Origin of the sequence: Paenibacillus sp. FSL F4-0100 (genome assembly GCF_037993005.1) — a bacterium.
Lineage (GTDB): Bacteria > Bacillota > Bacilli > Paenibacillales > Paenibacillaceae > Paenibacillus_AQ.
Genome location: NZ_CP150303.1, coordinates 589,953 through 603,985 on the forward strand (window position 1 = coordinate 589,953; position 14,033 = coordinate 603,985).

Below are 14,033 nucleotides of genomic sequence, written 5' to 3' on the forward strand. Positions count from 1 at the left end.
GTATCTTGGAATTGAACGGAAAACGCCATGTTTGATAGATTCGTTGAGAGGATCGACAGTCAAAATGAAAACAAAAATACAAGAGTTGCCGCTGTCGCCGGGCGTATATCTCATGAGAGATTCACGGGGAACGGTCATTTACGTTGGCAAATCCAAAAGTCTCAAGAAGCGAGTACAATCGTATTTTTACAACAATAAATCGCACTCCCCAAAAGTGAAGAAGCTGGTTCAGCATATCAAAGACCTGGAGCATATCGTCACCGACACGGAGTTTGAGGCGTTCATGCTGGAATGCAGGCTCATTCAGGACTTAAAGCCGATGTATAACCGCAAGATGAAAAATCCGCTAGGTTACAGTTATATCGTATTGCGGCAAAAGCGAGATTGGCGCTGGCTGGAAATTACAGATACACTGGATGAAGGCGGTCACGACTGCTCTCGTTTTTTCGGCCCCTATACAGCCAGCAGACATAGTCTTGAACATGCAGTGCAAAAGGTTAAGGAATGCTGTAAAATCGCCTGTAATCATACACCTGCCGCTTCTTCGGCAAATACTCCCTGCTTAAATTATTCGATTGGCCTCTGTCTTGGTAAGTGTCTTGGCGGCGAAACCGGGCGGCAATTTGATGAAATCATGGATCGATTCATTGCTCTGCTTCAGGGGGACGACCGAAGTTTATATGATGGAATGGAGCGCAACATGCTCGACGCCGCAGAGCGTTTCGATTTTGAGCAGGCTGCAAAATACAGGGACGGCATGGAGGCGGTGAACTTTCTCTTAAGTAAACGGCATGTGATCGAGTTCGCCGAAGAGAATCACAGCATCGTTGTCTACGAGTATCTAGACGAAGATACGATCAAGTTATTTCTGATTAAGGGGAACGTTGTGCTGCACAGCGAGCGATGCTCTGTGGCTACCACAGTGGACATGGAATCGTTGAGGCAGAGGGTCAAAGCCTTGATTCTCAGCTATTTCACGAGGGATATGGAATGCGATGCTACCGAGGTTACCCGGGAAGATATCGATGCTGCACAAATCATCTACAGCTATTTGCAGAGCAGCGCTTGCCGTTATCTTGTTATTCAGGATCCATGGATCGAAGACGGTGGGGAGGCTGATATGGAGGCTGCACTGCGGGATTTTTTGAATCATTATATTATGTCATCTTAATTTGATCATGAACCGGGTTGCTACAGCCCGGTTTTTTTGTTACCAAAAAATCAAAAAAAAGTTTGGAATGCCGATATAAATATAAAAGAAATAATTTTCTGGAAAATTTGTAATAAAGATGGAGTGATGGAAGTGGCTATTATTGGCATTGATTTAGGAACCTCGAACAGTTTAGTTACTTGTTTTATAGAAGATGAATGTGTAATCATTCCAAATGCGATGGGAGAAAAACTGACCCCGTCTGTGGTGAGTGTACTTGAGACAGGTGAAATCATAACTGGCAGTGCAGCGAAGGAGCGGTTAATAACTCATCCACATATGAGCGCTGCTGTTTTTAAGCGTCATATCGGTACAGGAAAAAAGTATGATCTGGGCAGTTATCAATTTTCACCAACGGAGCTTTCTTCTCTTGTGCTTAAATCACTTAAAGCCGATGCAGAAAACTATTTGGGAACGGAAGTTACTGAGGCAGTGATAAGTGTACCAGCCTATTTTAATGATCATCAAAGAAGGGCTACGAAGGAAGCTGGGGTTTTGGCGGGTCTGAAGGTCGAACGATTGATTAATGAGCCTACGGCGGCGGCTGTAGCTTATGGTTTAAATGATTTGGAAGAAGAAAAGCAAGTGCTTATCTTTGACTTAGGTGGAGGAACGTTTGACGTTTCGGTTTTAGATATGATGGAGGATGTCATGGAAGTAAGGGCTGTTGCAGGAGATAATTGGTTGGGCGGTGAAGACTTCGACGATTGTCTGATTCGATATTTCCTGGAGAAGCACAACATGAAGTTAGACAGGACAGCTCACAAAACCTACTCTATGCTCCGTAAACAGGCAGAGAATTGTAAAAAGGCTCTTTCACAATCAGATGTTGGCGAGATGTCATGCATGATTAATGGAATGAATTATACATCGCGGATTACGAGTAATGAATTTGAAAAGATGGTAATGGATTTACTCGCAAAATTTAAGAAACCACTAAAGCAGGCATTAATGGATTCCTCCGTTCACCCAGATGAATTAGACCATGTAATTTTAGTCGGTGGTTCGACTAAGATGCCTGTTATTCGCGCATTTGTATCTAAATTATTCGGCAAATTTCCTCTTAGCCATTTAAACCCGGATGAAGTTGTAGGCATTGGAGCCGGAATTTATGCAGCGATGAAGGAACGTCATCAGAATCTCCGCGAAACGGTGCTTACCGATGTTTGTCCGTATACCTTAGGAATTGGACTTGCAGGCGATCGGTTTGCTCCGTTAATTGAGAGGAATACAGTCATTCCTTACAGTAAAGTGAGTGAGTTCTGCAATGCTTATGACCATCAGACTCAGATTACCGTCAGCATTTATCAAGGAGAAAGCCGCAATACCGAGAATAATTTGTTACTTGGGGATCTTGAACTGGATATACCACCGGCTCCTGCAGGACACTCGGTAATTGATGTTAGATTCACCTATGATATCAATGGTTTATTGGAGGTCGAGGTTTATTCCCACGTAACCCGGGAAAAGAAATCAAAGGTTATTATCAATAGTTCTATTAGCATGACCGAGGAAGAAATAAGTCAGCGATTGCGTGAACTTGAACAATTAAAAATCCACCCACGTGAGAACAGTAAACATCAATTTTTGTTAGCGCTTGGGGAACGGTTGTTTGAGGAAAATTTATCAGATATACGAATTACCATTGCCCGTGAACTAGAGAATTTCGAGAAAATTTTAGATCAACAGAACCCTCTAGAAATTAAAAGAGCGGCACAGCGACTCGAACGATTTTTAAGAAGCGTGGAGGAGTGGCCATTTGAATAAATCGTGGAGTATTCTGGAAATCAGGCCCACAAAAAATAAAAAAGAAATTCGACGTGCCTACACAAGATTATTAAAAAAATATCATCCGGAAGATAACCCGGACGGGTTCATGAGGCTTCGGGCTGCATATGAACAGGCTATGAAGTGGGCTGAACAGCTTGATAAAGCTCCTTCCAATGATACTCATTCAGCGCTCTTTGGTTCTGAAGCTGACTTCATAACGAAAGAAGAACAAAAGGTTATTACGGATGAAGTCAATGGAGAACAGGAAGAACAAGAACGAATTATCATTACGGATGAAGTCGAGGTAAGCGACTTTTATGAAGAGATGCGTGCCATCTATGATGATATTTTTAAACGCAGGGATATAAATAGCTGGACTTCACTTTTTTTACATCAATCCTTGGTGGTAAGCGAGCGATTATCCGAAGTTGCCATACAATTTTTTATAGAGAACCCTCACCTGCCGCATGACATATGGTTATACCTGGACAGCGAATTGTCTTTCAGCAAACTTTCATGGTTCCCTTGGAAGGATATGATTCAATATGACCTGGGGCTCACTTTTCAATACTTGGATCCTAATCTTGCTGTTGATTACGAGAAGTATGCTGATTTAAGATTTCAAGCTTTTTTGGCTATCCGTGATATGAAATACTTAGAGGGCATAGATTATGCTATGCAGGCTATGGAAATATACAATAGAGACCCGGTATTGTATAAGTTATTAGGCGTATCTTACTATGTTTTGGGTGATTATGATCGCGTTGAAATAACTTTTTCCAGGGTATTAAAATTCATTCCCAATGATGTAGATGCCTTTGTATATCGGGGTTATGCATATTATCAAAACGGCGATTATGAAAAAGCGAAGCAGGATTTTAATCAAGCTTTATCCAGAGATCAGGACAACATTGAGGCACGGAGAGGCCTAGGCCTGATTCTTAAGGAAATAAAGGCACGAAACCAAACGGTGGATGATAAGTGTTTTGACCAAATTTATGCAATGGATCTGGAGCTGGACTATTCTAAATGTAGTGAAAGTATGTTCTTTTTTCCGGATCTTCCTGAGAAAGAAAGTTATTTAACCTTTATAAGGAGGAACCTTTCTCTCCTTTTTCAGATCTTAGTGTTTAGCGGCATATTACTGTTTCTATTAACTGGGATATACACTATGATTTTTGAAATAGGAGATGTATTGCTGTCAATGATCTTGATCATTGTCTTAATTATTGGAGTAATAAAAGTGGTATTACTAGTAAATCAATTAGAGAGGTAAGTTATTCGATGATTCATCAAAAGTTATGGAATCTCTCTTTAAGCATGACTTCTGTATTTGGAGCAAAGCATGATTTAGAGATCATTTCTATGAAGCAGGGTTTTTGGGAGAACATCAAGAATAACGAGTTAGAGCTTGATCCCGAAATAATTTTTGGCGTTCCTGAATCACAAGGGCTAGAGAAAGCGTTAAGAAAAGAAGAAACAAGTCAATTTCTAGGCCGTTTTGGTGTTTCAAGTCACAAGACATTTAAAGTGAAGATCGAGGAGCTGCTTCAGGGTAGCGAACTGAATGTCTTATTTGATTCAATAAGGGGCTCACTTCTTGTTATGCCATTGCAGGAAAGAGCTAAGCTGCTAAAAAGTATCCAACATGAACAAGAAAAATACATACGATATTCTGTTGTGGCTCAGTATGACAAAACGTTGCTCGCTTGTGGCATTAGAGGTTTCGATATTGCAAATGGTACGAGTCTGTGCCGCTTATCTGCATATTTGGGATATATAGAGGAAGAAGAAATGTTTAACTGGTTGGAACAAATCGCTTCTCTTGCAAATACATACTTTGGAAGTTTTAAAGAATATGCACTGTCAAGCACGGTAGGAGGATTATTCTGGGTTGGCAGTGGAAACGTAGATGATGCCTTCTTGAAAAATTATTATAACTGTTTACAGCATCCATATAGTTACTGGAAGCACCTCACATGGGATCAATGCCAGTAAATATGGGTAGTCGGATAAACAATGATGCAGATAACCAAGAGATCCATTCCTACCTTGGAATTGGGGATCTTGGTTTTTCTATTGCTTTTAAAAAAATCCGAAGTTTTGTTCAAATCATGAGTGCCGCAGGCATCTTTCTTCTATAGGCCCTATAAATAACCGTTCAAAGAGAGGAGGAGAGGGAACTTATGCTGGAAACCACGGCAGATGGGACCACTATCGAGACGATGGAGGACCGCATCTTAACAGAGCGGGCGAAGGCAGGAGATACGGAAGCCTTCGGGGAGCTTGTTCGCCGCCATCGTACCTCGGCTCGTAGCTGGGCGCGTTCCATGACCCGGGATACCCATATGGCAGAGGACATCGTGCAGGATTCGTTAATCAAGGCGTTCCTGCACGTCGGACAACTGATCGATTCATCCAGATTCATGGGCTGGCTGCGGGCCATTGTCCGCAGGCAGGCCCAGATGAAGCTGCGACGCGGCGGTCCTTATCGAATCGAACAGCCATTCACCAGCCTGAAGCCATCCCAAACGATGGATTCCGCGAACATCGATTGGGGCGATGTGGATCATATTTTACAATTTCTGTCTGTGAAGCTAACGCACAAACAGAATGAGTTGAATCCGGAGACGTTGTACTTACGCAAGGAAACGATTGAAATGATCCAGTCCTTCCTGCACGGCTTAAGCCGCAAGGAACGCGGCATTTTTGAAGCTTATTTTTTTAAACAATGGTCTCCTGATGAGATCGCCGCGATGTTCCAGACGACAACCCAGTCGGTCTATACCTACATCTATAGGGCCAAACGCAAGGTGCGTGAGGAGCATTCCCGCATGCTGATCCCTGCTTCTTCAGGGAAACCGGATCAGGAGGAGAATGGAGGAAACAGCTGGGTGAAAAAGTTGCCATTGCCTAGAACTAGAACGAGGAAAACGGCGTCTTCACTCATCGATACCGTATCCATGATGCTGGACATGACGAATCATACATATAGTGTGAGCGACCTGATTGGACGCTCCGGTTCTGCTTTTCGTTTGCGGATTTCCGGATTGTCGACCTATGCTGACGGTGCGTTTGTGTTCGATTGGCAGGAGGTATTAAGGCAGCTGTTTGATGGGATGGGATATGAGACTGCATTTGTGAGTGGTCAGCTTCCGGATGAAGGTATCGTCCCGCTGGTCCCCGTAGCCTCCTCCTTTCCTTTTGCCAAATCAAGGAGTCCTGAGGTTATGAACTTTGTCAGGGAATACTTGATTGCGGGAACGCCGGTGATGTTTTTTGATACCTACGTTCAGAAGCCTTTTACGTTTGAATGGAGCCTGATTTACGGTTACGATGACGGTCGGCAGGAGCTTTATGTGACGGACCCGTCGGCTCCTTACATGAAAACCATAACGTACGAAGAGCTGACAACAAGCAGCTTGCGTTTTTTGTGCGGAATTAAAAAGAGACCCGAACAGGTAAATGACACAGGGCAGATTGCATCGTCTTCTATGGCGGAGCAGCTAAGCCGTATCGCCAGAGTCGCTGTAGAGGGTGACGGTTATTCGCCGCGTACCCCATTTCCTTATTATGTGCAGGGTTTGGCGGCTTATGATGCCTGGAGGGATCACCTGAAGCGGGGTGAAGCGCATATCAATCTGCATGGGATGAGCTATTTGATTCGCGTGTATGGGGATGCCCGGAGGCATGCCGTGACGTATCTTCGCGATCTCAAGGACCGATGGAGTGCGCAAAGGGGCTGCCATGAAACGGCTGATAGTGGAATAGTCCATGATTCAACGATATCGTCTGAGTATCAGATAAATGAAGCCTATGATCATCTCATAACATGTTATGAAGAGTCGGCAAAGATGTGGACGGAACTGGAGACGCTCTTCCCGTTTCCTTGCGGCACCGGAAGTTCTGACCCGGAAGCGATCGTGGCGGCAAGCGATCTTTTGAAACGGGCTCATGAACAGGAAAGGGAAGCCATGCGAAGTTTGCAATTCGTGATTGATAATATAAGGAGGGATCATAAGTGACAACATCAACTGAGCTTCGCCTCATCACAGAAGCGAATGGATATGATCTTAAATATGTGCAAACGGTGATTCAATCATTCGAAGTTTTCAGGCCAGACGTCAAAGTGGTGCTGGTCCAGGCGGAGGACAGCTATGGCGTGATGGAACAATTCCATCACGAAGGGGCTGATCTGCTGCATATCCGTGAGGGTGGTTATTCTACTCAGTTACGTAAAGGTGTTGTTCAAGATTTGCTGCCTTATCTGAGGAATGATCCGGTGCTGAAGATGGATGATTTTTATCAGGGAGCATTGACGCAGCCGATGTGGGGGGGCCAGCTAGCTGTGCTGCCGGTTGTGGATGTCGCAGTACCCCAAATTTTTTATAACAAAAAATGGTTTGCCGAAGCGAATGTACCCTTTCCTACGAATGAATGGACAGAGGATCAATTTCTTGATGCTGCGGTCCGCTTGACGCGGCACGGAGAGAACGGGGATGAATCACGGTATGGTTTTTACATTTATCCGGATGTGGAATTTTTGGAGCCGTTTCTTATGCGCAGGGGAGGGCGGCATTTGTCGGACGACGGTTCTGTGGGTAGGGGCTATACGGATAGCGAGATCGCGCACGCCACGTATCAATGGATTGTGGACCTTTATCGGAAGCATCGAGTGGCTCCTCCGCCGGGAGTCCAGGTTGACAACATATTCCATTCAAAACGTTTTGCCATGATCTATGACTTTAGCTGGCATAACGGGATAGCCTACGATCCCGAGTTAAGTGAAGCCTATGGCGTGGTAGGATTGCCTCATGCACAGGGCGGCAGGGATATTTATACGATGTACTCGACAGGCTACGGCATTCCTGTCACGTCCAAGTATTCTGAGCTGGCATGGGAATTGCTGAAAGAATTAGCACTGCCTTCTTCGGAGGAAGCGAGGCGTGCTTATTGGGGCGTGCCCATCACAAGAACATTGGCTAAGGAACTTGGACGTATCGATAACCCTTGGTGGGGTCCGGCCCTGTATGCCATGGAGCGAATCGATAAGAATGCTTATCTCTCCAATCAGGTCTGGAACCTGTCAAGGCAGCAAATTAATCGGGATATTGAGCGGATGATCAAGGGAGAAGCCGGCGTCGAGGAAACGTTATCCCGCTGGGCGGAGATTGTATCGTAGGAATCTATCAGTTACAGAGAACTGTGGAATTGAATCTTTATCACATAAGCCTCTATCCAACACGGATAGAGGCTTTGGTTTACTTATTTATTTTCAAAAGAGAGTCCTGGGAACACAGTATAATTATCGACATCAAAGAGCTTGGCTCTCTTCATCGATTTAATTTTGCCTTGAGCATTTAGCCGTTATTGAAAAATCGCCCCATCGGCATCTCCCTCGTAAAAGTGATGCCCCAATACTTATATTTCACTTCGATCCGAGTGATGGGCTCATCGCTATAAAGACGGACGCCGTAATTAAGCGGAATGCGCGATCCTTGATCGAGTACAGCTCTCTTCTCATCCGGCCTGAGCTCGAGTTGAATCGGTATCTCCCGAATATCGACGAATTCGATATCGGGATCTTCATCAAGGCCTTCGCCGCCGACCAGATGAAGGGAATAACTGATGCCCAGTTCAGCCTTGGCGGGCTTCATGCCGTCGTTCACCCGCACGTCCAGCAGCTCCACATCGGCGAATCCTTCATTAATCACCTCGAAGATCACGGTATTTTCATCCGCGAAGGATGTGAATCCACCCACCTTGATTGGCGTGGGACGAAGGAACAGCAGGAATAGAACGAAGGCCGAGAAGAGTAAACCCAGGCCTAAATAGCCGAGCCGGCGGAGAGGTTTGGATTTTGGTTTCATGGTAGACAATCTTCCTTCTCTATATTAAGTGGACAGCTTCACAACCGATTTGCCTGCCTCAATATCAGCTTTCATCGCTAAGAGATAATTCCGGGTGCGCTCGTTCATCTCATTCCAGTTTACGAATTTGGAGAAGTAGACAAAGGAGTAGATATTGCGGAAGTCGATGAAAAATGGAATTCGCTCGATCCAATCCTCACTCAGCGTATTCTCTTGGAGGTAGCCGGATAAGAACGAGTCGAAGAATCTGGCGACAAATTCGGCTTTTCCGCTTTCAGGCACAGTCTGAACCGCATGATAGATGGCAATAGCGATATCGTAGGCAAACCAATGACAGGAGACATCCCCGAAATCGAAAAAGATAATCTCCCCGTTATGTACGTGAAAGTTGTTATGGTGAAGGTCATTGTGAACGATGCCGTAGCCTTCCTGATCCTGTGGGAGGGACTTCAATTCCTTAAGATACTGCTTCCACTGCGATTGGACTCTTTCACCTGCAGCCTCCGGGAACGCATCGGTAAAGATTACATGGTCATTCCATTGGGGAAAGGCCATTCGGTGCACGAGTGAGGAAGCGGTGGCGTCCTTTTTGCCGAGTTTATGCATACGGCCCATCCCTCGTCCCCACTGCTTGATCATTGCGAAATCCGATGTCAAATCCGTTAACTGGCTGCCCGGAGCCTTCGTAAAAGCAATGACATAATATCGCTTCGACTCATAAGTTATCTCTTCAATAAGTAGATCCTGAGCGGATCGAACCGACTCGGCCATGTTCAGCCCATGCTCGGCGAGATAGGCCATCCACGTTAGCTCGCGAATGATCGAGGCTTTGCGGTATTTGGATGCGTCCAAAAATTTAATAATGAAGCGGCGTCCGTCTTCACCGTTGTATTCAAATACATTCTGATCGAATCCCCCAAGTAACTTCAGCGAATAAGTACCTCGGCCGAATCGTTCGGCCCCTTGATCCAAGACAGCCTGATCCATGGAAAGTCCCCTTTATCGTATTCTCGATATGCCCGTCTGACTGACATACCGGATAAGTTACAGGTATTCACTACCAACTACAAGTCTACCGAAGATGGTGATCGGTTGCAAAAAGGGGTGGACACATGAAAAAAGGGCGCTCCCGAAGGAGCGCCCCTTTTAATCTATGATCTGCCTTCAAACGTCTGCGCCAGTATACGGAAGTCCAGCTCCGCCGTGCTGGACAGCACGACATCCGCGTGCGGGAAATGCGCGGCATTGCCGATTGCCACGGCGAACATACCGGCGCCCTTGATGGCATCAACGCCGGATGCGGCATCCTCCACCCCGATGCAGTCAGCAGGCTCTACGCCAAGCTCTGCGGCAGCAGTGAGGAAGATCTCCGGGTCCGGCTTGTTGTTCTTCAGCTTGGTTACATCGACAATCACGTCGAACTGGTCCATGACCCCAAGCCGTGTAAGCACGGCGATGGCGTTTTTGCTGGCGGACGCGATGCCGGTCTTCAGGCCGGCCGACCGGATGTCTGCCACAAACTCCGTAATGGCGGGCAGCAGGTCGGCTGGCGTAATCGTTTCGATCAGCTCGACATACAGCTTATTTTTGCGGTCGGCCAGCTGTACCAGCTCTTCATCCGAATAGCTTACAGGCTTCTCCGCTTGGCTTAACAGCAGCTTTAAGGAGTCCATGCGGGATACCCCTTTGAGATTCTCGTTGAACTCTCGCGTGAAGGGAATGCCCAGCTCGGTTGCCGTGGCTTTCCATGCCTGATAATGATACTCCGCCGTATCGGTAATGACGCCGTCCAAGTCAAAGATGACAGCTTTCAACTTACGTGTTTCGTTCATGTTTTTACAGCTCCTTTTTGAGAAATCAGAAAGTATAAAATCGATGCATGGGACCTCTCTGATAACGCAAGAAAAATGACGGCTTACCGCAGTCTGTCTTCATGGAATATATATCGATAGATCGTTTTCTTCGTAAACCGGGAGTGATGCCATACGTATAGGTAGGGCATCACCCCACGGCCTAAACCTAATTACTTGCTCTGAAGCGCATGTTTCACAGATTTCCCTTCTTCAAGCGTTACGGCTTTGTCGTACAGCTTGATCTCGATGGAATCCCCTTCAACAATCTCCAGGGTCACGCCGTCCTTCTCGATGGATACGCCGATGAGGCGGCCGCGGAAGTTCAGGCGGAAGGCATACTTCTCCCAGTCCTGCGGAATGGCCGGGGAGAGGGAAAGTCCGCTTTCCTTCAGGCGCATGCCGGCAAAGCCGTAGACGATGGACATCCAGGTACCGCCCATGTTAGCCATGTGCAGGCCGTCCTTCGTGTTGCCGTGCGTATTGTCCAGATCCAGGCGTGCCGTCTCGATGAAATACTCATACGCCTTGTCCATGCTGCCGATCTTCGAAGCCATGATGCTGAAGATGCAGGAGGACAGGGACGAATCATGCGTCGTGATGCCTTCATAGTAGTCATACGAACGCTGGATCGTTTCCAAGCTTTGCTCGTCTTCCAGCAGGAAGTGAGCAAGCACTGTATCCGCCTGTTTACACACTTGGTAACGGTAAATGGTCAGCGGATGGTAGTTCAGCAGCAGCGGATATTTGTCCTCCGGCGTGTTGTCGAAGTCCCATACCGCCTTGCGGAGGAACGTATCATCCTGCGGGTTAATGCCGAGTGCCTCGTCGTACGGTAGCAGCATAGCGTCCGCCGCTTTGGCCCATGCCATGATCTCGTCTTCCGTGATGCCAAGCCGGTCACAGAGGGACTTGAAGCCCTGAGCATCATAGGATTTCAGGATAGAGCAGCTTTTGGCAGCCCATTTCAGGTTATGCTTCGCCATGACATTGGTGTAATAGTTGTTATTCACGCAGCAGGTATATTCATCCGGCCCCGTAACCTCATCGATATGGAAGGCGCCGTTATAATAGTGGCCGATGTCGGCCCACAAGCGGGCGGTTTCGATCAACACCTCGGCCCCATAGGACATGAGGAAATCCCGATCCTGTTCGGCGAGATAATACTGAATATAGCTGTAGGCAATGTCTGCGCTGATATGGTATTGCGCCGTTCCCGATGGGAAGAAGGAGGAACATTCCGTTCCAGAGATCGTGCGCCACGGGAACAGGGCGCCTTGCCGGTGACCCATTTCCCTAGCTCTGTCTCTCGCTTGCTCCAGCGTGGAATAGCGATACAGCAGCAGCTGGAGCGCAATGTCCGGCTGCGTCATCAGAAAGACAGGGAACATGTAAATTTCCGTGTCCCAGAAATAGTGACCTTCATAGCCTTCGCCGCTCAGTCCTTTTGCAGATATGTTGCTGTGCTTGTCCCGACCGGCGGATTGCAGCAGCTGGAACAGGTTGAAGCGGATGCCTTCCTGCAGCTGGTCATCGTTCTGAATCAGCACATCGGCCGACTTCCAGTAGTTATTCAGATACTCGGTCTGCTCAGCCAGCAAGTCCTCAAACGAGGTATCCTTCAACTCCTCCTGCAGCTGGATTCCACGTTCGATCATGTCCTGCCCGTGACGAAGACTGTCGGTATACAGATTGTATTTCGTAAAGTGGATCGGTCCGGTCAATGGAATAGTAGCTGTGAATGTAACCTCTCCGGTTCCGGCTTCGAGCTGAACGTCGGCGTCGGCATCCAACTGGTGACGGGTCACACAAGCTGCACGCAGCTTGGAGGCCATCGTCTCATCAACAACATAGGCGTCGCTGCCCTTCACACCGGCATCGATGACGGTCATCCGTTCCGCATGCCCTGCGCCGACCCGGGGATCATTGGCATTGGTGTAGTTCTTCACTTTGCCGTTCACGGTGGAGACGATGCGAACCTGACCGTTGAAATTAACCGGTTCGATCCGTACATGGATGGCAAACAATTCCCGGTGTGTGAAGGACACCAGACGGCGGAAGGTCAGCTTGATCTCTTTGCCTTCAGGCGATTTCCACTGTACGATTCGCTCCGAATACCCCTTGTCCATATGCAAGTGGCGCTCATGTGAAGTGATCGTGCCGTGATCAAGGCGGAAAGGTTCTTTTTCTTCACCTAAATAGATCAGGACCGTTTGGGCATCAATATTGTTAACGAGTTTTTGCTGTGTATCGGGAAAGGCGAAGAGCTTCTCGCCGTAAGGGATGTCAATCACGTCGTGGAAAGCGTTCAGATAGGTGCCGCGAATGGTGGACAAACTCTCTCCGTAGCCTTCTTCGAAGTTGCCACGCACACCCAAGTAACCGTTTCCGAGTGCAAAAATACTTTCCATATTCAGCAACGCTTGCTGTGACAAATCAGGATTTGATATATTCCAGGTCATGGTCTACACTTCCTTCCTAGCATGGTTATGCTTGAATTCTAGAGCTAATCGGGGTTATGTTATACTAAAATATCAAGGTTTTTATCAATATTTTTAGGTGGTGTGGAAATAATGAAAGAGCCTTCACGCTCGGGAAACCGTCCGTTTTATCTGTCTTCCCGTATGCATTATTTGCGCGAGAATTTTATCCATCCCCCATTTGATTATGAGCACGAGCTGCTGGAAGCGATCCGCTTCGGCGATGAGAATAGAGCCATGGATATGCTTCGTAAGATTAACGAGCTGGAAGCGGCTGTGCTGGCGACGTATCCGCTTCGGTCGAAGAAGAATGCCTTGATTGCTTCCTGTACCTTATTTACCCGCGCAATCATCCGGGGCGGCGTGGATCCTGAGATTGCTTTTCACTTAAGCGATACGCTGATCCTTGAGATCGAGAAAATGACCGATGTGGAGCGGCTGGTTCATTTTGAGTATGAAATGCTGGTGCAGTTTGTTTCGATGATTCGCTCCGAGAAAGAGGATGTGTCCTTCTCTCACATTGTGAACCTGGCGATCTATTACATTAGGGAGCATATTTTTGAGGAACTGACCTTGCAGAGAGTTGCGGAATATTTGAAAGTCCACCCAAGCTATCTATCCGATCGCTTTAAGCGGGAGACGGGCGTATCCATTACAACCTTTATTAATCGGCGGAAGATTGAGGAGTCCAAACATTTGCTGGCTAATACGAACCAGTCAATATCCGAAATCGCGTTTACGTTCAAGTTTTGCAGCCAGAGTTATTATACGCAATTGTTCAAGAATTTTACGGGGATGACGCCGAGAAAATTCCGGATAAGCGGGACGGCGCGATAAAGGATGATCCCAACGA

11 protein-coding genes are annotated in these 14,033 nt (G+C 47.0%); 7 read left to right on the plus strand and 4 right to left on the minus strand.

The features are described 5' to 3' along the window. Positions 1-64 precede the first annotated feature (64 nt). From MHH48_RS02600 to MHH48_RS02625, 6 genes are all read left to right on the plus strand, one after another. On the plus strand, positions 65-1,171 hold the full coding sequence (locus tag MHH48_RS02600) for a GIY-YIG nuclease family protein (RefSeq protein ID WP_076322409.1): 1,107 nt from the start codon (positions 65-67) through the stop codon (positions 1,169-1,171). 132 nt (positions 1,172-1,303) lie between these two features. Continuing rightward, on the plus strand, positions 1,304-2,977 hold the full coding sequence (locus tag MHH48_RS02605) for a molecular chaperone HscC (RefSeq protein ID WP_144023450.1): 1,674 nt from the start codon (positions 1,304-1,306) through the stop codon (positions 2,975-2,977). Continuing rightward, on the plus strand, positions 2,970-4,256 hold the full coding sequence (locus tag MHH48_RS02610) for a J domain-containing protein (RefSeq protein WP_076322407.1): 1,287 nt from the start codon (positions 2,970-2,972) through the stop codon (positions 4,254-4,256). The genes MHH48_RS02605 and MHH48_RS02610 overlap by 8 nt, the downstream gene beginning before the upstream one ends. Before the next feature lie 8 nt (positions 4,257-4,264). Further along, the gene (locus MHH48_RS02615) at positions 4,265-4,978 is read left to right on the plus strand and encodes a DUF1266 domain-containing protein (RefSeq protein WP_076322406.1); all 714 of its coding nucleotides are present in this window, start codon (positions 4,265-4,267) and stop codon (positions 4,976-4,978) included. 188 nt (positions 4,979-5,166) lie between these two features. Further along, a complete protein-coding gene (locus MHH48_RS02620) occupies positions 5,167-7,005 on the plus strand; it encodes a sigma-70 family RNA polymerase sigma factor (protein ID WP_076322405.1) in 1,839 nt (612 codons plus the stop codon). After that, a complete protein-coding gene (locus MHH48_RS02625) occupies positions 7,002-8,162 on the plus strand; it encodes an extracellular solute-binding protein (protein WP_076322404.1) in 1,161 nt (386 codons plus the stop codon). The genes MHH48_RS02620 and MHH48_RS02625 overlap by 4 nt, the downstream gene beginning before the upstream one ends. Before the next feature lie 178 nt (positions 8,163-8,340). On the opposite strand, the gene MHH48_RS02630 is transcribed toward MHH48_RS02625, so the two are convergent. From MHH48_RS02630 to MHH48_RS02645, 4 genes are all read right to left on the minus strand, one after another. Further along, positions 8,341-8,850, minus strand: a complete 510-nt coding sequence (locus tag MHH48_RS02630; RefSeq protein WP_076322403.1) for a hypothetical protein — start codon at positions 8,848-8,850, stop codon at positions 8,341-8,343. A 24-nt stretch (positions 8,851-8,874) separates the two neighbouring features. After that, complete coding sequence (locus tag MHH48_RS02635; RefSeq protein ID WP_076322402.1) at positions 8,875-9,837, minus strand: phosphotransferase; 963 nt, start codon at positions 9,835-9,837, stop codon at positions 8,875-8,877. 164 nt (positions 9,838-10,001) lie between these two features. Beyond that, positions 10,002-10,682: a beta-phosphoglucomutase gene (pgmB, locus tag MHH48_RS02640; protein WP_076322401.1), complete on the minus strand. Its 681-nt coding sequence runs from the start codon at positions 10,680-10,682 to the stop codon at positions 10,002-10,004. Positions 10,683-10,873: 191 nt separating this feature from the next. Next, positions 10,874-13,162: a glycosyl hydrolase family 65 protein gene (locus MHH48_RS02645; protein ID WP_076322400.1), complete on the minus strand. Its 2,289-nt coding sequence runs from the start codon at positions 13,160-13,162 to the stop codon at positions 10,874-10,876. A 111-nt stretch (positions 13,163-13,273) separates the two neighbouring features. Here MHH48_RS02645 and MHH48_RS02650 point away from each other — a divergent pair, with 111 nt between their 5' ends. Continuing rightward, the gene (locus MHH48_RS02650) at positions 13,274-14,017 is read left to right on the plus strand and encodes an AraC family transcriptional regulator (RefSeq protein ID WP_076322399.1); all 744 of its coding nucleotides are present in this window, start codon (positions 13,274-13,276) and stop codon (positions 14,015-14,017) included. Positions 14,018-14,033 lie beyond the last annotated feature (16 nt).